19 protein-coding genes are annotated in these 19462 nt (G+C 71.9%); 13 read left to right on the top strand and 6 right to left on the bottom strand.

Annotation, left to right across the window (positions count from 1 at the left end):
• Nucleotides 1-4 precede the first annotated feature (4 nt).
• Nucleotides 5-646: an O-methyltransferase gene (locus ACVW2K_RS08790; protein WP_036571736.1), complete on the bottom strand. Its 642-nt coding sequence runs from the start codon at nucleotides 644-646 to the stop codon at nucleotides 5-7.
• Between the two features lie 195 nt (nucleotides 647-841).
• Between ACVW2K_RS08790 and sigE the strand changes: the two genes are divergently transcribed.
• The 3 genes from sigE to ACVW2K_RS08805 are packed head-to-tail and all read left to right on the top strand — an operon-like array spanning nucleotide 842 to nucleotide 3145.
• On the top strand, nucleotides 842-1423 hold the full coding sequence (gene sigE / locus ACVW2K_RS08795; protein WP_028639056.1) for an RNA polymerase sigma factor SigE: 582 nt from the start codon (nucleotides 842-844) through the stop codon (nucleotides 1421-1423).
• Nucleotides 1405-1908 carry a zf-HC2 domain-containing protein gene (locus ACVW2K_RS08800; RefSeq protein ID WP_457202259.1) on the top strand — a complete coding sequence of 168 codons (504 nt, stop codon included), beginning with the start codon at nucleotides 1405-1407 and terminating at the stop codon, nucleotides 1906-1908. Before sigE ends, ACVW2K_RS08800 begins: the two co-directional genes overlap by 19 nt.
• Nucleotides 1909-1912: 4 nt before the next feature.
• On the top strand, nucleotides 1913-3145 hold the full coding sequence (locus tag ACVW2K_RS08805; protein ID WP_457202260.1) for a S1C family serine protease: 1233 nt from the start codon (nucleotides 1913-1915) through the stop codon (nucleotides 3143-3145).
• 43 nt (nucleotides 3146-3188) lie between these two features.
• Here the strand turns inward: ACVW2K_RS08805 and ACVW2K_RS08810 are convergent, their stop codons facing one another.
• Nucleotides 3189-3425: a helix-turn-helix domain-containing protein gene (locus tag ACVW2K_RS08810; protein WP_028639054.1), complete on the bottom strand. Its 237-nt coding sequence runs from the start codon at nucleotides 3423-3425 to the stop codon at nucleotides 3189-3191.
• A gap of 98 nt (nucleotides 3426-3523) precedes the next feature.
• Here ACVW2K_RS08810 and ACVW2K_RS08815 point away from each other — a divergent pair, with 98 nt between their 5' ends.
• Together ACVW2K_RS08815 and ACVW2K_RS08820 are read left to right on the top strand one after the other, a co-directional pair.
• Entirely contained in the window at nucleotides 3524-4183 is a 660-nt protein-coding gene (locus tag ACVW2K_RS08815) for a hypothetical protein (protein WP_457202261.1), read from the top strand.
• A 3-nt stretch (nucleotides 4184-4186) separates the two neighbouring features.
• On the top strand, nucleotides 4187-5446 hold the full coding sequence (locus ACVW2K_RS08820; RefSeq protein WP_457202262.1) for an AAA family ATPase: 1260 nt from the start codon (nucleotides 4187-4189) through the stop codon (nucleotides 5444-5446).
• Nucleotides 5447-5668: 222 nt separating this feature from the next.
• On the opposite strand, the gene ACVW2K_RS08825 is transcribed toward ACVW2K_RS08820, so the two are convergent.
• Together ACVW2K_RS08825 and ACVW2K_RS08830 are read right to left on the bottom strand one after the other, a co-directional pair.
• Nucleotides 5669-7009 (bottom strand): hypothetical protein, encoded by a 1341-nt coding sequence (locus tag ACVW2K_RS08825; RefSeq protein ID WP_457202263.1) that lies wholly within the window; start codon nucleotides 7007-7009, stop codon nucleotides 5669-5671.
• Nucleotide 7010: 1 nt separating this feature from the next.
• Nucleotides 7011-7382: a hypothetical protein gene (locus ACVW2K_RS08830; RefSeq protein ID WP_457202264.1), complete on the bottom strand. Its 372-nt coding sequence runs from the start codon at nucleotides 7380-7382 to the stop codon at nucleotides 7011-7013.
• A gap of 112 nt (nucleotides 7383-7494) precedes the next feature.
• On the opposite strand from ACVW2K_RS08830, the gene ACVW2K_RS08835 reads away from it, so the two are divergent.
• Genes ACVW2K_RS08835 through ACVW2K_RS08850 form a run of 4 tightly spaced genes read left to right on the top strand, consistent with a single transcriptional unit; the run spans nucleotide 7495 to nucleotide 11108 of the window.
• Nucleotides 7495-8940 (top strand): WS/DGAT/MGAT family O-acyltransferase, encoded by a 1446-nt coding sequence (locus tag ACVW2K_RS08835; protein WP_028639051.1) that lies wholly within the window; start codon nucleotides 7495-7497, stop codon nucleotides 8938-8940.
• Nucleotides 8937-9284, top strand: a complete 348-nt coding sequence (locus tag ACVW2K_RS08840) for a DUF6912 family protein (RefSeq protein ID WP_028639050.1) — start codon at nucleotides 8937-8939, stop codon at nucleotides 9282-9284. The genes ACVW2K_RS08835 and ACVW2K_RS08840 overlap by 4 nt, the downstream gene beginning before the upstream one ends.
• Before the next feature lie 22 nt (nucleotides 9285-9306).
• Nucleotides 9307-10953, top strand: coding sequence for an L-glutamate gamma-semialdehyde dehydrogenase (gene pruA / locus ACVW2K_RS08845; RefSeq protein WP_457202265.1), 1647 nt, complete (start codon nucleotides 9307-9309; stop codon nucleotides 10951-10953).
• Entirely contained in the window at nucleotides 10950-11108 is a 159-nt protein-coding gene (locus ACVW2K_RS08850) for a hypothetical protein (RefSeq protein ID WP_155992385.1), read from the top strand. The genes pruA and ACVW2K_RS08850 overlap by 4 nt, the downstream gene beginning before the upstream one ends.
• Here the strand turns inward: ACVW2K_RS08850 and ACVW2K_RS08855 are convergent.
• Nucleotides 11093-11575, bottom strand: a complete 483-nt coding sequence (locus ACVW2K_RS08855) for a DUF2505 domain-containing protein (protein WP_155992383.1) — start codon at nucleotides 11573-11575, stop codon at nucleotides 11093-11095. The genes ACVW2K_RS08850 and ACVW2K_RS08855 overlap by 16 nt on opposite strands.
• Complete coding sequence (locus ACVW2K_RS08860) at nucleotides 11575-12057, bottom strand: DUF2505 domain-containing protein (protein WP_028639048.1); 483 nt, start codon at nucleotides 12055-12057, stop codon at nucleotides 11575-11577. The genes ACVW2K_RS08855 and ACVW2K_RS08860 overlap by 1 nt, the downstream gene beginning before the upstream one ends.
• Before the next feature lie 20 nt (nucleotides 12058-12077).
• On the opposite strand from ACVW2K_RS08860, the gene ACVW2K_RS08865 reads away from it, so the two are divergent.
• The 4 genes from ACVW2K_RS08865 to ACVW2K_RS08880 are packed head-to-tail and all read left to right on the top strand — an operon-like array spanning nucleotide 12078 to nucleotide 19448.
• A complete protein-coding gene (locus tag ACVW2K_RS08865) occupies nucleotides 12078-12896 on the top strand; it encodes a tryptophan 2,3-dioxygenase (protein ID WP_457202266.1) in 819 nt (272 codons plus the stop codon).
• 59 nt (nucleotides 12897-12955) lie between these two features.
• Nucleotides 12956-17860: an NAD-glutamate dehydrogenase gene (locus ACVW2K_RS08870; RefSeq protein ID WP_457202267.1), complete on the top strand. Its 4905-nt coding sequence runs from the start codon at nucleotides 12956-12958 to the stop codon at nucleotides 17858-17860.
• A gap of 53 nt (nucleotides 17861-17913) precedes the next feature.
• On the top strand, nucleotides 17914-18411 hold the full coding sequence (locus tag ACVW2K_RS08875) for a SigE family RNA polymerase sigma factor (protein ID WP_231496299.1): 498 nt from the start codon (nucleotides 17914-17916) through the stop codon (nucleotides 18409-18411).
• Entirely contained in the window at nucleotides 18408-19448 is a 1041-nt protein-coding gene (locus ACVW2K_RS08880; RefSeq protein ID WP_457202268.1) for a hypothetical protein, read from the top strand. The genes ACVW2K_RS08875 and ACVW2K_RS08880 overlap by 4 nt, the downstream gene beginning before the upstream one ends.
• Nucleotides 19449-19462: the final 14 nt, after the last annotated feature.

Below are 19462 nucleotides of genomic sequence, written 5' to 3' on the forward strand. Positions count from 1 at the left end.
GGGGTCAGTCGGCCTCGGGGCTCCAGACCTTCTTCGCGGCCAGCAGTCCGTCGCCGACGGGCAGCAGGACCGACACCAGGTCGTCGCGCTCCGCGACGGTCCGGCCGAGCTCGCGGATCGTGGTGGTCTCCTCGTCGCGCTGGGCCGGGTCCGCGACCCGGTCGTGCCACAGCGCGTTGTCGAACACGACGACCCCGCCGGGGCGCAGCAGCCGCAGTGCCTCCTTCAGGTACGCGGTGTACTCGGCCTTGTCGCCGTCGCAGAAGACCAGGTCGTAGTGGCCGTCGGTGAGCCGCGGGAGCACGTCGAGCGCCGCGCCGGCGATGGTGCGCACCCGCTGCGTCGCGATCCCCGCCTCGGCGAACGACTCGCGCGCCAGCCGCTGGTGCTCGGCCTCGATGTCGACGCTGGTGAGGACGCCGTCGGGTCGCATGCCGCGCAGCAGCCAGACGCCGGAGACGCCGGTGCCGGTCCCGATCTCCACGACCGCGCGGGCGTCGAGGACCGCGGCGAGGAACCGCAGCGCGGCCCCACCGCCGGACCCGATCGGCACCACGCCGACCTCCTCGGCACGCGCACGCGCGTTGGCGAGGACCTCGTCCTCAGCGACGTGCTCCTCGGCGTAGGACCAGCTCGTCGACTTCACGAGTGTCAAGGTAGCGCGACACGGCCGCGGGGTGAGGGAACACAGCCGTCGGTTCGCTCGTTGGTCCCGATGAAGCAGCAAAGAGGCTCAGGAGAGGGACACTGGTCTCACAGGTTCTCTTCAGCAGCAGTCCCTAGGTTCAGGAAGGACAGGACCCTGTTCGGATCGGCGCGGCAGCGCGACAAGGAGGCTCCGGTGGAGACCAGAGCAGATGACCACGTCCCCTCCTGGGACGAGATCGTCGAGCAGCACTCCGACCGGGTGTACCGCCTCGCCTACCGGCTGACCGGCAACCGCCATGACGCGGAGGACCTCACCCAGGAGGTCTTCGTCCGGGTGTTCCGGTCGCTGTCCACCTACACGCCCGGCACCTTCGAGGGCTGGCTGCACCGCATCACCACGAACCTCTTCCTCGACCAGGCCCGCCGCAAGCAGCGGATCCGCTTCGACGCGCTCTCCGACGAGCGGGCCGACCGGCTCACCAGCAGCTCGCCGAGCCCGGACACGGCGTACGCCGACCGGACCTTCGACGACGACATCGAGCGCGCCCTGGCGACGCTGCCGCCGGACTTCCGCGCCGCCGTCGTCCTCTGCGACGTCGAGGGGCTGAGCTACGAGGAGATCGCCGACATCCTCGGCGCCAAGCTCGGCACCGTCCGCTCCCGCATCCACCGGGGCCGCGCCATGCTGCGCACCGCGCTCGCCCATCGCGCCCCGAGCGCGGGACGGGCCCGGTACGCCGGACCCGTCCTCGCGCCGTGGGGATCCGCGACGTGATGGGCCACCTCGGCTCGCGGACCAGCGCCCTGCTCGACGGCCAGCTCTCGCCGGAGGAGACCGAGCGGGCGTGGGAGCACGTGCACGGCTGCCACACCTGCCGCGACCTCGTCGAGCGCGAGGGCTGGGTCAAGACCCGGCTGAGCGGGCTCTCCTTCGAGGTCGCCGCACCCGCGACGCCGACCTGGCTCAAGGGCTCACTGATGGGCGCTGCCGGTGCGGGGTCCACGCCGGGGGACACCTACCTCGTCGGCGCACCCGACCGGCGGCGGACCGCAGGCCTCGCCGCGATCGGTGGCAGCGCCGTCGGCGCAGCGGTGATGGGCGTGCTGGTGTTCGGAGTGGCGCCGGCCTCCGCCCCGGCACCCACCATCGACCGGCGCCCGCCGGCCACCTCGATCACGCAGGTCGACAGCTCTCGCCCGCCCGTACCGAGCCAGACCGTCACCCGCCGGGCGTGGATTTCGTCCGACGGGACAAGATAGGTACGTGACGCAGGACGAGCCCACCCAGCCGATCGGGCCGAGCACCCCTCCGCCCAGCTGGGTACCTCCGACGGTGCAGGCACCGCCGTACCGCTGGACCCCTCCTCCTCCGCCGCCCCCGCCCCGGGCTCCGCGGGCTCGCGTGCCGGGCTGGATCTGGCCGGTGGTCTGCGTGCTCGCCCTGGTCGTCGGCGTCGCGGGTGGTGCCATCGGCGGGCTCGTCTACGAGCAGGTCCGTGACGACACCCCCGGCACCGTCAGCGACGGTCTGGCCGGCGTCGACACGGTCTCCGAGGCGCCGCTGCCGGCCGGGAACGGCTCGATCGCGGCGGTCGCCGCCCGACTGCTGCCGAGCACGGTCCAGATCTCCGCGGAGTACCAGGGCCAGGAGGGCGGCGCGACCGGCTCCGGCTTCGTGCTCGACCGGCAGGGCCACATCGTCACCAACAACCACGTCGTCCAGGACGCCGACCAGGACAAGGGTCCGATCAACGTCGTCGACGAGGACGGCAACAGCTATCCGGCCACGGTGGTCGGCCGCAGCTCCGTGTACGACCTGGCCGTGCTCTACGTGCCGAAGGCGAAGGGGCTCAAGCCGGCCGCGCTCGGCTCGTCGCAGGCGCTGCGGGTGGGCGAGAGCGTGGTCGCGATCGGCTCGCCGCTCGGCCTGAGCTCGACCGTGACCGCCGGCATCGTCAGCGCGCTGCACCGGCCGGTGACCACGGGGAGCACCGGCGACGACTCGTCGTACATCAACGCGGTCCAGACCGATGCCGCGATCAACCCCGGCAACTCCGGCGGCCCGCTGGTCAACCTCCGCGGACAGGTCGTCGGCGTGAACTCCGCCATCGCGACCACCGGCGGCACGGTCGGCGGCGAGTCCGGCAACATCGGCGTGGGCTTCGCGATCCCCATCGAGCAGGTCCGGATCACCGCCGACCAGATCCTGCGGACCGGCGAGGCGCGCTACCCCGTGATCGGCGCCAAGGTGAAGACCGGCCAGACCTCGGGCGACGGCGCCGAGATCGACTCGGTCATGCCGGACACCCCCGCCGAGAAGGGCGGCCTGGAGAAGGGCGACGTGATCGTCGCCGTCGACGGCGAGAAGGTCTCCGACGGCATCGCCCTGATCGTCGCGATCCGCGCCCACCAGCCCGGCGAGACCGTGGACTTCACGATAGAGCGGGACGGCAAGGAGGAGACCGTCAGCCTGATCCTCGGCGCCGAGACGGGCTAGCCGGCAAGACCCGAGAACGTCCGAGTCTGCCCCGGTGCAGCGCTCAGTCGGCGGTCTCGGACTCCACGAACGGGTGCTCCTCGACGAAGGCCTTGGTGTCGGCGTACATGCGCTGGATGAACTCCTCGAGCTGGGCCGACTCCACCCGCCACTGTCCGCGACCGCCGATCTTGATCGCCGGCAGGTCGCCGCGGCGGACCAGGGCGTAGACCTGCGCGCTCGAGGTGTTGAGGACCTCCGCCACGTCGGCGAGCGTGAGAAAGCGGGGCGTGCCGGCCATGCACCCATCGTCGCACCTCCGCCCCCCGGTACGCCGCCGCCCCGGCGGCGCTGTGGAGAACGGGTTTCGGAGCGTCTCCCGGTGGCGAGAATCCCCGCGTGAGTCTCGGCACGGCGCAGCGCCCTGCGGCTCCGGCGGCATCCGCCCCGGTTCCGCCGGCCACCCGTGCGACACGCTCCGGCTGGCGCGACCCGCGGCTGTGGATCGGGCTGCTAATCGTCGCCGTGTCGGTGGTCGCCGGTGCGCGGTTGCTGGCCGCGGCCGACGACACCGTCGCGGTGTGGGCGGTCGCGTCCGACGCCGGGCCGGGAGCTCGCCTCGACCCCGCCGACCTGGTCGCCCACCGGGTGCGGTTCGTCGACGCCGGCGACCTCGCGGGCTACTACACCGTCGACGACGAGCTGCCGTCCGACCTCCGGCTGGTGCACGCCGTCGGCGCGGGCGAGCTGCTGCCGCGCGACGCCGTCGGCACCGCCGCGGCCGCGGACACGGTCGAGCTCCCCGTCGCCGTCGACGCCGAACAGGTCCCGCCGTCGGTGGCGTCCGGCTCCGTCGTCGACGTCTACCTGATCGGCCACGACGGGCCGCTGCTCCGGGAGGCCACCGTCGTCGACGCGCCGCCGCTCGACAGCACCTTCGGCGCCACGACCGGCCGTCGCCAGCTGGTGCTCGCGGTCGCCGCCGACGACGCGGCGGCCTTCCTGGCCGACCTCGGCCGCGCCCGCGAGCCCGTCCTCACCGTCGTCCGCCGTGGCTGACCCGTGACCGACAGGACGCTCGTCATCGTGGTCGCCTCCGGTGCGGCCTGGGAGCCGGCCGTCCTCCAGCGACTCGGCGACCACCCCGGGATCGTCGTCCTCAAGCGGTGCGTCGACGTCGACGACCTGCTGGCCGCGGCCAGTGCCGGCCAGGCCGACGCCGCCGTCCTCGGCCTCGACTCACCGGGCCTCGACCGCGCCGCGGTCGACCTGCTGCGCAAGTACGCCGTCCGTCCGGTCGCCATCGCCCCGGGCGGGGCGACCCTCGACGGCGGCCGGCTGCGCGCCGCCCGGATCGGCATCCCGCGGGTGGTCTCCGAGGACGACCTCGACGCTCTCGCCGGCGCCGTCCTCGACGAGGACTCCCCCGAGACCGTGGTCCGGGTCCCGCCCCCGAGTGGGCCGCCGCCGCAGGGTCCGCCCGCCGCGGGGCGCGTGGTCGCGGTGTGGGGGCCGGCGGGGGCGCCCGGCCGCACCACCGTCGCCGCGGCGCTGGCGGCCGAGCTGGCGCGCCGGAAGCGTCGTACGGTCCGGGTCGACGCCGACCCGTACGGCGGGGCCGTGGCGCAGCAGCTCGGCATCCTCGACGAGGTCTCGGGCCTGCTCTCCGCCGCCCGGCTGGCCGCGGCCGGCCAGCTCGAGGAGCGGTTCGGCTCGGTCCAGCGCGGCATCGACGGCCACCTGAGCGTCGTGACCGGCCTGCCGCGCGGCGACCGGTGGGTCGAGGTCCGCAACGGCACGGTCGAGCACCTCCTCGAGGTCGCCCGCGACCACGCCGAGGTGGTCGTCGACACCGGCTTCAGCCTGGAGGACGACCCGGGCTCCGACTACGGCACCCGGCCGGGCCGCAACCAGATGACCCTCGGGGCGCTCGACGTCGCCGACGAGGTGGTCGCGGTCGGCAGCGCCGACCCGGTCGGCCTGTCGCGGCTCGCGCGGGGGCTCGTCGAGCTCGCCGAGCGCGGCCGGGACGCGCACGTCGTGGTCAACCGGATGCGCCCCAGCCTGGGCTGGTCCGAGCGCGACATCGCCGGCATGGTCGCCGGCTTCGCGCGCACCAGCGGCCTGCACTTCCTGCCCGACGACCAGGCCACCGTCGACCGCGCGCTCGTCGCGGGCCGGACCCTCACCGAGCTCGGCGACTCGCCGCTCGCCCGGGCGGTGAGCAAGCTCGCCGACGACCTCTACGCGGCGAACAGCAAGTCTGGAAGGTCACCGCAGGCGGTTGCCTCACCGCCCGGGTTGCCCCTCGTTCGTGACTAGGCAGCGAACAGCAGGTATGGAAGGGTCACCGCAGGCGGTTGCCTCACCGCCCGGGATGCCGCTCGTTCGTGCTTAGGCAGCGAACAGCAGGTATGGAAGGTCACCGCAGCCGGTTGGCTCACCGCCCGGGTTGTCGCTCGTCCGTGCTTAGGCAGCGAACAGCAGGTATGGAAGGTCACCGCAGGCGGTCGGCTCACCGCCCGGGTTGCCGCTCGTTCGTGATTAGGCAGCGAACAGCAGGTACAGGCCCCCGACCGTGAACGCGATCATCGCGAACAGCAGCGGCAGCTGACCGGTCAGCTGGTGCCGCTTCGGCAGGATCCGGATCGCGCGGTCGTGCGCGGCGATCACGCCGAGGACGTGGCCGGTCACGACCGCGAGCACCTTGAGGTCCGCCAGGAGGGTCGGGTGGTAGCTGAGCCAGTAGCTCACGCTCAGGTTGCCGGTCCCGAACCAGTTGCTGCCGTTGCTGAAGGGGTCGCTCGCCTGGATCAGCGTCAGCTGCCCGACCTCCACGAGGTAGCTCAGGTAGTGGGCGACGATGTAGCCCACGATGATCGGCACCACCGAGTGCGCCAGCAGGTTCGGCAGCTCGCGCCGCCGCAGGTCCTCCCCGAGCCCGGTGAGCACGCACCCGAGCGCGAAGACCAGCCCGACGCCGACGCAGAACGCCAGCAGGCCCAGGTTGTTGACGAGGTACGCCGAGGTGTCGCTCGACTGGATGAAGGTGATCCACCTCGTGGAGTCCTTGAACGAGTCGAACGCGGTGCTGCCGAACAGCACGGCGACCACGGCCACGAGGCCGGCGCGCACCGGGGTGGTGTCGAGGTTCGCCAGGGGGTGGCGGACCACCAGCAGCTCGCCCTGCTCCGTCCTGCGGCGGCCCCAGACCGAGAGCCGCGAGACCAGGGTGGAGTAGACCTCGAAGGGGTCGGCGCGTTCGTAGAAGGTGTTGCCGAACAGCGCGCCGCCGACCAGCATCACCGCGACGTACGCGGCGCACCACAGCCGGATCGGTCCGATCTCCGTGGAGTAGGGGTAGACGAGCTCCATCCAGACGAACGCGTACAGCCCGACCGCCGCTGGCCAGTACCCGAGCCGCTCGGGATAGGTGAGCATGCCCTGCTCGGGGTCGCCGCCGGAGAGCCTCGCGAACGCCAGGTTGATGGTGCGGACCGGGCTGATCGCCTTCCACACCGGGCCGAGGAACAGCGAGAGCGGGACCAGCCCGACCCACCACCACACGTAGAAGATGCCGAGCAGGGGGTTGATGACCAGGTCCTTGCCGAACACCGCGACCATCGCGGTGTAGAGGAAGACCAGGAACCCCACCGTGCGCCAGGTGACCCGCCACGCGGCGGAGTCGACGACGGCGGTCAGCCAGGCCGGTGCCGGCCGGCCGCTCGTCGCGGCGTCGAAGCGTGGCGTGCGCCAGGCGATCGCGAGGACGGTGAACGAGACGACCAGTGCGGCGGTCGCGCCCGCGATCGCGAGCTCGGGCGAGATCGGCAGGTCCTTGGCCCCGCCGATCCCGTGGGCGAACGTGGTGCCGTCGCCGACCACCTCAGCGGACTTCGAGCTGGACGATGACCTTCTCGAGCGAGTGCGACTCGACGTCGACGGTGCCCGGGGCCTCTATCGGCGTCAGCTTCAGGGTGGTCTCGCCCTTGCCGTACTCCAGCTCCTGCTCGGGCGTGGAGTGGACGTGGATCTCGCCCGGCGCGTCCGCGGTCACCTGCAGGGTGACCGGCTGGCCGACCGAGACGTCGACGCGCTCGCCGTTCGGCGTGACCGAGTCCCCGTCGAACGTGACCTGGATGATCTTCGGATCCGAGGGGGACGAGCCGTCGGAACCGCCTCCTGAGTCGGAGGCGCCGCACGCCGCCAGGGGGACGGCGCACAGCAGGACGGTCAGGCTGGCAAGGAGTCGGCGCATCGTCGCTCTTTCTGGCTGGGTCGTGACGTCTGCCAGAATCCCATGTTGTACAGACCGTCGGTACGTGACCCCGGCGATCTTGGGTGATTCTCAGTGAGAGGCGGCGGACGGCATGAGTGAGCGGCTCCGGCCGCGAGACGTGGCCCTCCTGGCGGAGGAGTCCGCCTCGACGCCGATGCACAACGCCACGGTGGAGATCTTCGACCCCGGGCAGTCCGGCTTCGACTACGCCGAGCTGGTCCGGCTGGTCCAGGAGCGGATCTCGTTCGTGCCCCGCTACCGCCAGCGCGTGCAGACGGTTCCGGGCCGGATCGCCAACCCGGTGTGGGTGGACGACGACCACTTCGACCTCGGCTACCACGTACGCCGGTCCGCACTGCCGCGTCCGGGCACGCTGGACCAGCTGCGCGAGCTGGTGGCGCGGATCGTCTCGCGCCCGCTGGACCGGCACCGCCCGCTGTGGGAGATCTACTTCGTGGAGGGACTCGCCGACGGGCGGGTCGCGCTGCTCTCGAAGGCCCACCAGGTGCTGGTCGACGGCATGCACACCGTGGACCTCGGCCAGGTGCTGCTCGACACCGCGCCCGAGCCCAAGGAGCTGGGTGGCGACGAGTGGCGCCCGCACGCCGGACCGTCGCCGTTCTCCTTGATGGCCGGCGCGATCAAGGACTCGGTGACCGAGCGCGGCACCGTCACCGCCACGGCGCGTAGCACCACCGGCGCGCTGGTCCGTGGCGTCGCGGGCGTGGCGCGCTCGGCCGGCCGGGTCACCGACGCGCTCACCAACCGCACCCCGTCGCCGGACTCGCCGATCATCGGCCCGTTGTCCCAGCAGCGCCGCGTGGTCGCCGTCCGCACCGACCTCGCCGACTACCGCAAGGTCCGCGAGGCGCACGGCGGCACCGTGAACGACGTGGTGCTCGCGACGGTCACCGGCGCGCTGCGGTCCTGGCTGATGACCCGCGGTGAGTCGATGCGCGGCGTCCGCCAGATCAGGGCGGTGGTGCCGATCTCGGTGATCGACGACGAGATGGAGGCGACCTCGCTGGGCAGCCAGATCGCCCCGCACTTCGTGGACCTCCCGGTCTGGGAGCCGAGCCCGGTGGTCCGCCTGCACCAGGTGTCGTACTCCTTCCTCGCGCACAAGGAGACCGGCCGCGCGGTCGCCGCGAGCCGGCTGACGAGCATCTCCGGCTTCGCACCCGCGACGTTCCACGCGATCGGCTCGCGCCTCGCCGCGACCGAGCGCCGGTCCTACCAGCTGAGCGTTACCAACGTCCCGGGACCGCAGGCCCCGCTGTATGCCGCGGGCGCCCGGATGCTGGAGACCTACCCGGTCCCGCCGCTGCTCGAGGGGCATCCCCTGGCGATCGGCGTGACGTCGTACGACGGGCACGTCTACTACGGGATCACCGCCGACCGCGACCTGCTGCCGGACGCCGACCTGCTCGGCCCCTGCATCCGGGAGGCGCTCGACGAGCTCGTCGACTCCGCGTCCGGCGGCCGCACCCGAGCGCCGCGCGGCCGCCGCAAGCGGAAGACGGAGACCCAGCAGTGAGGATCTACCTCCCGACGACGCTCGCGCTGCTGGCCGACCAGCACGCGGAGGGGGCCGTCGTGGTCACCGACGACCTGGTGGTCGCGGAGGACGACAGCGAGGACGGCGAGTACGCCGCGCTGATGACCGCGGCTGACGCCTCCGCGGCCCTGCTGGCCGGGCCGGGCCGCCGCGTCGTGGTCGTCGCCGAGCTGGACACGGAGCCCGAGCCGGGCTGGACGGTGCCGCTGAAGCGCGTCGTCGCGGTGCACGCCGACACCGCGGACCGGCCCGTCGGCGCCGACCCGGACGAGGACCTCGGATGGTTCGCCACCCAGGAGATCCCCGACCTCTGCCGAGCCTGATCTGACGGTTAGGCTCGGGGGCATGGACGCTGTCACCACCCCTCCGGCTCCCACCAACGAGCCGAACCTGACCTACGCGCCGGGCACCCCCGAACGGGATGCGCTGCTCGTGGAGATCGAGAAGCTCGAGAAGAAGCAGAAGCCCCTGCGCGGCTACGTCGGTGGCCGGTGGAAGGCCGGGGGTGGGGCGGAGATCGCGGTCGTCCAGCCGCACGACCACCAGCACGTGCTCGGCACGCTGAGGAACTCCACGCAGGCCGACGCGCGCGCCGCGATCAAGGCCGCTGCCGACGCCGCGCCGGGCTGGCGTGACATGGACTTCGACGACCGCGCCGCGGTCCTGCTCAAGGCCGCGGACCTGCTCGCCGGCCCCTGGCGCCAGCGGCTGAACGCCGCGACCGTGCTCGGCCAGTCCAAGACGCCGTTCCAGGCCGAGATCGACTCCGCCTGCGAGCTCATCGACTTCTGGCGCTACAACGTCCACTACGCGCGCGAGATCCTCGCCGACCAGCCGATCGCGAACAGCCCCGGCGTGTGGAACCGCACCGACCACCGCCCGCTCGAGGGCTTCGTCTACGCGATCACGCCGTTCAACTTCACCGCGATCGCGGGCAACCTGCCCACCGCGCCGGCGCTGATGGGCAACACCGTCCTCTGGAAGCCGTCGCCCACCCAGCAGCTGGCCGCGTCGCTGACGATGGAGCTGCTGGAGGAGGCCGGGATGCCGCCGGGCGTGATCAACATGCTCCCCGGCGACGGGCTGGAGGTCTCGCAGGTCGCGCTCTCGCACCCGGACCTGGCCGGCATCCACTTCACCGGCTCGACGCCGACGTTCCACCACCTGTGGCGCGAGGTCGGCACCAACATCGAGAACTACCGCTCCTACCCGCGCATCGTCGGGGAGACCGGCGGCAAGGACTTCATCGTCGCGCACCCCTCCGCGGACCCCGGCGTCGTGCGGACCGCGATGATCCGTGGCGCGTTCGAGTTCCAGGGCCAGAAGTGCTCGGCGGCCTCGCGCGCGTACGTCGCCCGCTCGGTCTGGAAGCGGATGAAGGACTCGTTCCTCTCCGAGATCGAGACCATCACCGTGGGCGACCCGACGGACTTCACCTCGGAGGGCGGCGGCGTGTTCATGGGCGCGGTCATCGACGAGCGGGCGTTCGCGAAGCACCGGACCGCGATCGAGCGCGCCAAGCGGTCCCGCAAGCTCGACATCCTGGTCGGCGGCACCCTCGACGACTCGGTCGGCTGGTTCGTGAACCCGACCGTGATCGAGGGCGGCGACCCCACCGACGAGATGTTCACCACCGAGTACTTCGGCCCGATCCTCGCCGTGCACGTCTACGAGGACGGCGACTTCGAGAAGGTCGTCCGGGCGATGGAGTCGATCGCGCCGTACGCCCTCACCGGCTCGATCATCGCCCAGGACCGCCGCGCCATCGCGTGGGCGCAGGAGGAGCTGCGCTTCGCGGCCGGCAACTTCTACATCAACGACAAGCCGACCGGCGCCGTCGTCGGCCAGCAGCCGTTCGGCGGTGGTCGGGCGTCGGGCACCAACGACAAGGCCGGCGCCGCGGTGAACCTGCTCCGCTGGACCTCGCCGCGCTCGATCAAGGAGACCTTCGTCCCGCCGACCGACTACCGGTACCCGTACCTCGGTCGATGATCCTGCTGCACCTGGGTGCCCTGCACCCGTACGAGAAGGTCGCGACCCTGGTCCTGGCCTTCGGCCCGTTCCTGCTCCTGGCGGCGGTGATCCTGATCCGCCGCCGCCAGGACGCGGCCGAGGACGAGGGCGGTCCGGCTCAGCGCGACAGGTAGTCGCGCCCGACCTTCCCCTCGGCGACCAGCGCCTTGCGGAGCAGCCCGGCGATCAGCTCCTCGAGCTTCCCGGCGACCAGCGGGATGTTGACCTTGATCCGTACGTCGACGGTCTCGGTCGTCCGGCCGGCGGACTCCTCGAGGGTGATCGTGCCGACCATCTGGCCGGGCTTGCCGGGGATCGTCACGTGCAGGTCGGCGGCCTCGGGCGAGGACCACTCCTCGCGCTGGACGATGTCGATCTCGTCGCCCACGAACTTCCTCGCGAAGCCGGGGATCCCGTTCGCGGGCTGGGCCTGCTCGACGACGACGGTCGTGATCCCGCCGTCGACGTCGACGGTGACGCTCGAGCGGAGCACCCGCTGGTAGGCACAGACCTCCTCGCGGAAGGCCGGGTCGGCCAGCATCGCGGCCACGTCCGCGAGCGGCGCGTCGTACTCCAGCCGGTGCGTGAGCGTCGTCGCCATCAGCGGCTGCCCGCCAGCCACGGGACGCCGACCCCGTGCTCGGCGTCCATGCCGGCGGCGACCCGCTCGGCGAGCAGCTTCTCCAGCTTGCCGCCGATCAGCGGCACCTTGATCCTCAGCTCCAGCTCGACGATCTCGACGGTCCCGGACCCCTCCGGGCGCAGGGTGATGGTGCCCTTCACCTCCGACGGCTTGCCGGGCGCGTCGATGCGCAGCGTGCCGCCGGTCGAGTCCGCCCACTCCTCGCGCTGGATGGCGCGGGTGGAGTCCCCGGCGAAGGTGCGGGCGAACCCGGGGAGGTCGTCGGTCCTCTGCTCCTGGTCGATGGTCAGCCGGAAGCCGTTGCCCTCGCGCACGACCTGCACCTCGGCGGAGATCACGTCCTGGGCGGCGCAGGCCGCCTCCCGGAACGCGGGATCGGCCAGCATCTCGAAGACGTCGGCGGGCGAGGCGTGGTACCTGAGCTCGTGTCGGAACTTCATGCGGACATAGTCTCAGGCCCATGACCACCGAGAGTCCTGCTGAGAACTTCGTCTCCTTCGGCGAGCAGGGGGCGCAGCTCACCTACGGCTCGTACCTCCGCCTGCCGCAGCTGCTCGACGCCCAGCACCTCGAGTCCGACCCGCCCGCGCACGACGAGCTGCTGTTCATCACCATCCACCAGGTCTACGAGCTGTGGTTCAAGCAGCTCCTGCACGAGGTCTCGGCGGCCCGCGACGCGATGCTGGGCGGGGTCGACGGCGGCCGGCTGTGGTGGGCGCAGCACCTGCTCACCCGGGTCCACGTGATCGAGCGGGTCCTGGTCCAGCAGATCGACGTGCTGGAGACGATGACGCCGCAGGACTTCCTGGAGTTCCGGCAGCGGCTCGCCCCGGCCAGCGGCTTCCAGTCCGTGCAGTTCCGGGAGCTGGAGTTCCTGTCCGGCCAGAAGGACCCGGCGTACCTCAAGCGCTTCAAGGGCATCACGTCGGCGGAGCGGGCGCGGCTCGACGCCCGGCTGGCCGAGCCGACGCTGTGGGACGCGTTCCTCGTCGTGCTGCGGTCGTTCGGCCTCGCCGCCGACTCCGAGCGAGACGTCTCCGACTCGCTGCGCACCGTGGCCCACGACCGCGACCAGTACGCCGTGGTCTGGGCCCTCGCCGAGGCGCTGCTCCAGCACGACGAGCTCGCCGCCAACTGGCGCGCCCGCCACGTCGTGATGGTCGAGCGGATGATCGGCAGCAAGTCCGGCACCGGCGGGTCCAGCGGCTCGACCTACCTCCGCTCCCGCCTCCCCGTGCAGTACTACCCCGTCCTCTGGGCCCTGCGCAGCGAGCTCTGACGGTCGACGTGGGGGGACCCGACTGGTGGGTGACGGAGTGGGCGTCCTAGTGTCGGAGGGTGTCAACGTCGACGCGTGAGAAGGACCTGTCCGAGCTGCTGTCCGGTGCCATCGAGGTGGCCCGGAACGGGAGGCGCTCCGGGGGTCCCCCCGACGAGTCCGTCGACACGCTGGTCAGGGCCTACTACCGGCACGTCGCGGTCGAGGACATCGCCGATCGCAGCGACGTCGACCTGTACGGCGCGTTCGCGTCGCACTACGAGCTCGCGGCCAGCCGCCCGCAGGGCACCGCCCGGGTGCGGGTGTTCACCCCCACCTCCGCCGTGCACGGCTGGTCGGCGGACGGGCACTCGGTCGTCGAGGTCGTCGTCGACGACATGCCGTTCCTCGTCGACTCCCTGACCATGGAGCTGTCCCGCGAGCTGCGCGACGTGCACCTGGTGATCCACCCGCTCCTGGACGTCAGGCGGGACATCACCGGCGCCGTCCGCGGCGTGCGGCCCTCGTCGGAGACCGACGACGCCCCGAACGACACCCAGGACGGGCGCGGCGAGGAGGTTCGCGAGTCCTGGATGCACATCGAGATCGACCGGCTCGCCGACGGCGAGGACGTCACGGCGATCGAGGACGGGATCCAGCGGGTGCTGCGCGACGTCCGCGAGTCCGTGGAGGACTGGGACAAGATGCACGGCCAGGTCGCGGACATCGTGCACGAGCTGACCGTCGACCCGCCCGCCGGCGTCGACGCCGCCGAGGTCCACCAGGCGCGCGACCTGCTGCAGTGGCTCGCCGAGGACCACTTCACATTCCTCGGCTACCGCGAGTACGCCCTGGAGTCGCACGACGGCGCCCAGGACGAGCGCGACAAGGGGGAGTACCTCAAGGCCGTCCCCGGCACCGGCCTCGGCATCCTGCGCGCCGACCAGGACATGACGACCAGCTCCGGCAGGCTGCCCGACGCCGCGGCCGCGAAGGCGCGGGAGAAGAGCATCCTGGTGCTGACGAAGGCCAACTCGCGCTCGACCGTGCACCGGCCGGCGTACCTCGACTACGTCGGCGTCAAGAAGTTCGTGAACGGCGAGGTCGTCGGCGAGCGACGGTTCCTCGGCCTCTACTCCAGCGCCGCCTACACCGAGTCGCTGACCCGGATCCCGTTGCTCCGGGAGCGGGCGGCCGCCGTCCTCAAGCGGATCGGCTTCCAGCCGTTCAGCCACGACGGCAAGGCCCTGATGGACACGCTCGAGACGTACCCGCGCGACGAGCTGTTCCACACCAGCGTCGACGAGCTGGCGCCGATGGCCGAGCAGGCGATGCACGCGCGGGAGCGCCGGCAGCTGCGGCTGTTCATCCGGCGCGACACCTACGGGCGCTACGTCTCGGTGCTCGTCTACCTGCCCCGCGACCGCTACAACACGGCCGTCCGCGAGCGGTTCTCCCAGCTGCTCAAGGACCGGCTCGGCGGCGACTCCGTCGAGTTCACGGTGCGGTTGACCGAGTCGACGACCGCGCGCGTGCACTTCGTCGTGCACCCGCCGAAGGGCGCGACGATCCACGAGGTCGACACCGCGGACCTCGAGCGGCGGATGGTCGAGGCCTCCCGCTCGTGGCGCGACGACTTCATGGTCGCGGTCCTCAACGAGCACGGCGAGGAGGTCGGCGCCCAGCTGGGCCGGCGCTACGTCGACTCGTTCCCCGAGGCCTACAAGGAGGACTTCACGCCCAAGCGGGGAGCCGCCGACCTGGGCCGTCTCGAGGCGATCACGGTCGGACCCGACGGCAACGGCATCGACCTGTCGCTGTACGAGGACCTGGACGCGGGACGCGGCGAGGCGCGGCTGAAGGTGTACCGGATCGGGTCGCCCCTGTCGCTGTCCGGGGTCCTGCCGATGCTGTCGTCGATGGGCGTCGAGGTCGTCGACGAGCGACCCTACGAGCTCGACGGCGTCGAGCGGCCGACCTACATCTACGAGTTCGGCCTGCGCTACGGCCGCGCGCTGCCGGACGACTCCGGCGAGCTGTTCCAGGACGCGATCCGTGCGGTCTGGGAGGGCGCGAACGAGATCGACGGGTTCAATGCGCTGGTGCTCGGCGCGGGGCTGACCTGGCGGCAGGCCACCGTGCTGCGCGCGTACGCGAAGTACATGCGTCAGGGGAACTCGCCGTTCGCCCTCGACTACATCGAGGATGCGCTGCGCAACAACGTCGACATCACCCGGCTGCTCGTGCTGCTGTTCGAGATCCGCTTCGACCCGAAGGCCGACCTGGGTCGCGCCGAGATGATCGAGGAGCGGATCGGCCGGGCGCTGGACGACGTCGCGAGCCTCGACCACGACCGGATCCTGCGCTCGTACCTCACCCACATCCGGGCGACGCTGCGCACGAACTACTTCCAGCCCGGTCCGGACGGCGCTCCGAAGGCGTACATGTCCTTCAAGCTCGAGCCGTCCGTGATCCCGGACCTGCCGGAGCCGCGGCCGAAGTACGAGATCTTCGTGTACTCGCCGCGGGTCGAGGGCGTGCACCTGCGCTTCGGTGCGGTCGCCCGCGGCGGCCTGCGGTGGTCCGACCGCCGCGACGACTTCCGGACCGAGGTGCTCGGGCTGGTCAAGGCGCAGATGGTGAAGAACACCGTGATCGTGCCGGTCGGCGCGAAGGGCGGGTTCTTCTGCAAGCAGCTCCCCGACCCGGCGGACCGGGACGCGTGGATGGCCGAGGGCGTCACGTCGTACAAGACCTTCATCTCGGGGCTGCTCGACATCACCGACAACCTGGTCGACGGTGTGACGATCCCGCCGCGCGACGTGGTGCGCCACGACGGCGACGACTCCTACCTGGTGGTCGCCGCCGACAAGGGCACCGCGACGTTCTCGGACATCGCGAACGGCGTCGCGAAGGACTACGGCTTCTGGCTCGGTGACGCGTTCGCGAGCGGTGGCTCGGTCGGCTACGACCACAAGGCGATGGGGATCACGGCCCGCGGTGCGTGGGTCTCGGTACGCCGGCACTTCCGCGAGCGTGGCATCGACTGCCAGGTCGAGGACTTCACCGCGGTCGGCATCGGCGACATGTCCGGCGACGTCTTCGGCAACGGCATGCTCTGCTCCGAGCACATCAAGCTGGTGGCGGCGTTCGACCACCGCGACATCTTCCTGGACCCTGACCCCGACCCGGCGTCATCGTACGCCGAGCGCCAGCGGTTGTTCGAGCTGCCGCGGTCGAGCTGGCGGGACTACGACCCCACGAAGATCTCCGAGGGGGGCGGCGTCTACTCGCGCTCCCTGAAGAAGATCGCCCTGAACGACGCGGTGCGCATGGCGCTCGGCATCGACGGCTCGGCGGAGTCGATGACGCCGGCCGAGCTGATGCGGGCCATCCTCCTGGCGCCGGTGGACCTGCTCTGGAACGGCGGCATCGGCACCTACGTCAAGTCCTCCCTGGAGACCCACGCGCATGCGGGGGACAAGGCGAACGACGCGATCCGCGTGAACGGCGCCGAGCTCCGCGCCAAGGCGGTCGGCGAGGGCGGCAACCTCGGTCTCACCCAGCTCGGGCGCATCGAGTACGCCCGCCACGGCGCGTCCGGCGCGGGCGGCCGGATCAACACCGACTTCATCGACAACTCGGCCGGGGTGGACACCTCCGACCACGAGGTGAACCTCAAGATCCTGCTCGACCGGGTGGTCAAGAACGGCGATCTGACCGAGCAGCAGCGCAACGCCCTGCTCGCCGAGATGACCGACGAGGTGGCGGAGCTGGTGCTCCGCGACAACTACGAGCAGAACCTCGCCCTGGCCAACGCCGTCGCACACGCGCCGTCGATGCTGCACGTCCACGAGGAGTGGATCCGCCGGCTGGAGAACGACGGCGTCCTCAACCGCGAGCTCGAGGGGTTGCCGGACCGCAAGGAGGTACGCCGTCGGCTCGACCAGGGGGAGGGCCTCTCCGCGCCCGAGCTGTCGGTGCTGATGTCCTGGACCAAGATCGTGCTCGCCGACGAGCTCGTGGACTCCGAGCTCCCGGACGACCACTACTTCGACCAGGACCTGCGGTCCTACTTCCCGCACCCGATCCAGGACGGCTTCGAGCAGCAGGTCCACGAGCACCCGCTGCGCCGCGAGATCATCGTGACCCAGGTCGTGAACGACCTGGTGAACGGCGCCGGCATGACCTTCTGGCCGCGGCTCGCCGGCGAGACCAGCGCGACGCCGGACGAGCTGGCCCGCGCGAACTTCGTCGCCCGGGAGATCTTCGGGTCGCTGCCGATGCGCAAGGAGCTGATGTCCTTCGACAACCGGCTCGACGCCGCGGTGCAGACCCGGATGCGCCTCGAGATGCGCACCCTGGTCGAGCGGGCGTCACGCTGGCTGGTCAACAACCGCCGGCCACCGCTGGACAGCCAGGGCACCGTGGACCAGTTCACCGGGCCCGTGCAGCGGGTGATGGCCGAGCTGCCCGACCTGATGAGCGGACGCGAGCTCGCGGCGTTCATCGAGCGTCGCGAACGGCTCGAGCGCGAAGGCGTGCCGGAGTCGCTGGCGGGGCGCGTCGCCGTGCTGCCGCCGTCCTACATGCTGCTGAACATCGTGGAGATCGCGCTGCGCGAGGGACTCGACCCGACGGACGTCGCGCGGGTGCACTTCGCGCTCGGCGAGCGGCTCGGCCTGCCCGCGCTGGTGCAGCGGATCCTGGCACTGCCCCGCGACGACCGCTGGCAGACGATGGCGCGAGCGGCGCTGCGCGACGACCTGCACTCGGTGCACGCCCAGCTCACCGCACAGGTGCTCGCGACCACCTCGGCCGACGACCCGGCGCCCGCGCGGATCGCCGCGTGGGAGGACGACAACGACGTGGTCGTCCCGCGGGCCGCCAGCACGCTGCAGGAGATCTGTGCCGACGACCAGGCCGACCTGGCCAGGCTCTCGGTCGGGCTGCGCGTGGTCCGAGGGCTGCTGGCCACCGGCTGAGAAAGATGTCGTCCGCGGGCAACCCGCAGGCCTCCCGCAGGCATCTGTGGGATGTGGACGACTTCGACGAGTTCTTCCGGGCGACCTGGCCGCGGCTGTACCGCACGGCGTACGCGGTCGCGGGCGACGCCGCCTCCGCGGAGGATGCGCTGCAGGCGGCGTTCGCCCGGGTGTACGCGTCCTGGCGGCGGATCTCGTCGGTCGACCACCCCGAGGCCTACGTACGCCGGATGGTCGTCAACGAGATCATCGGCAGCCGCCGGCGCGGCTGGTGGCAGCGGGAACGCCCGGTCGCCGACCTCGAGGGCGCCGGCCGCGTCGAGTCGCCCGAGGTGGGCGTGGCCGACCGGGACGCCGTCTGGTCGGCGGTGCAGGCGCTGCCGCTGCGCCAGCGTGCGGTGATCGTGCTCCGCTACTACGAGGACCTGTCCGAGCGCGAGATCGCCGACGCGCTCGGCTGCTCCCCGGGCACCGTCAAGTCGCAGGCCTCCGCGGCCCTCGCCAACCTCCGCCGCAGCGCGGTGGTGCTACCGAACGGAGACCTCGCATGACGACGCTGCTGCGCGACGTGCTGCACGACGAGCTCGACGGGCTCGCCGTACCCCCTGGCGACCTGGCCGGCGTACGACGCCGTGGCCGCCGGATCCGCGGTGCCCGCTGGACGGCGGTCGCGGCCGCGGTGGTGCTGGTGGCCGGCGCGGCCGTCGGACTGACCCGGCTCGGCGGGTCGCCCGCCGATCGCGGCGTCGAGCCGATCGGCCGGCTGGACTACAGCAACGGGCTGCGCGCGTACGCCGACCCGGACGTCGAGGTCCACCTCGGCGGCCGGACGATCCCGTACGCCGACTTCCGGGGCCTGGACACCGATGCGGCGGCGACGCCGGACGGGATCGTCCACTACCGGGAGGGGGTGCCGTACCTGCTGACCGAGTCGGGCGAGTCACGGGCCCTCGAGCCGGACGCGGAGGGCGGCTCCTTCGCGCCCACCGCGAAGGCCGACGCCGTCCACGACTGGGTGGCGTACGGCGCCGTCCTCGACGGCCACCCGCAGGTCGTGGTGCGCGACACCGGGACGGGGGAGGAGATCGCGCGCCGCGAGGTGGGCCACAACACCGTCATCGACGCGCTCGACGACGGCGTCGTGCTGCTGCGCGACGACTCCGGCACGGTCGCCTGGGACACCGCCACGGACGAGGAGAAGTCGGTCGCCGGCCCGAAGACGCGGATCGCCGACGTGCGCGGCTCGGTGCTGCTCTACGACGGCCCGACCCCGGACGGTCCCGGCGCGGCCGGCTACCAGCTGGTCCGCGGCGGCGTGGACGCCCAGCTGACCCTCGACGGGCAGTACGTCCTCTACTGGTCGCCCGTGCTGGAGTCCACCGGGACCGGCGGCCCGCTCCGGCTGCCGCTGCCGAAGGACGCGACGTGGTTCACGATCGACACCGACGGCTCGATCCTCGCCGCGGCGCCGACTCGCGGCGGCGACGTCCGCGTCTTCGACTGCCCGGAGTCGGGCGCGGCGTGCGACGAGCTCGACCGGATCACCGGCCGCCACGGCGACCCGGAGTTCATCGGGAACGACATGTGACCCATCGGTAGGGT

This window comes from Nocardioides sp. HB32 (assembly GCF_054058995.1).

Coding starts and splice junctions, on each gene's coding strand:
- ACVW2K_RS08810 (WP_028639054.1), bottom strand. CDS start 3,425: ATGGCCGGCACGCCCCGCTTTCTCACGCTCGCCGACGTGGCGGAGGTC.
- ACVW2K_RS08830 (WP_457202264.1), bottom strand. CDS start 7,382: ATGCGCCGACTCCTTGCCAGCCTGACCGTCCTGCTGTGCGCCGTCCCC.
- ACVW2K_RS08835 (WP_028639051.1), top strand. CDS start 7,495: ATGAGTGAGCGGCTCCGGCCGCGAGACGTGGCCCTCCTGGCGGAGGAG.
- pruA (WP_457202265.1), top strand. CDS start 9,307: ATGGACGCTGTCACCACCCCTCCGGCTCCCACCAACGAGCCGAACCTG.
- ACVW2K_RS08850 (WP_155992385.1), top strand. CDS start 10,950: ATGATCCTGCTGCACCTGGGTGCCCTGCACCCGTACGAGAAGGTCGCG.
- ACVW2K_RS08855 (WP_155992383.1), bottom strand. CDS start 11,575: ATGGCGACGACGCTCACGCACCGGCTGGAGTACGACGCGCCGCTCGCG.
- ACVW2K_RS08860 (WP_028639048.1), bottom strand. CDS start 12,057: ATGAAGTTCCGACACGAGCTCAGGTACCACGCCTCGCCCGCCGACGTC.
- ACVW2K_RS08865 (WP_457202266.1), top strand. CDS start 12,078: ATGACCACCGAGAGTCCTGCTGAGAACTTCGTCTCCTTCGGCGAGCAG.
- ACVW2K_RS08880 (WP_457202268.1), top strand. CDS start 18,408: ATGACGACGCTGCTGCGCGACGTGCTGCACGACGAGCTCGACGGGCTC.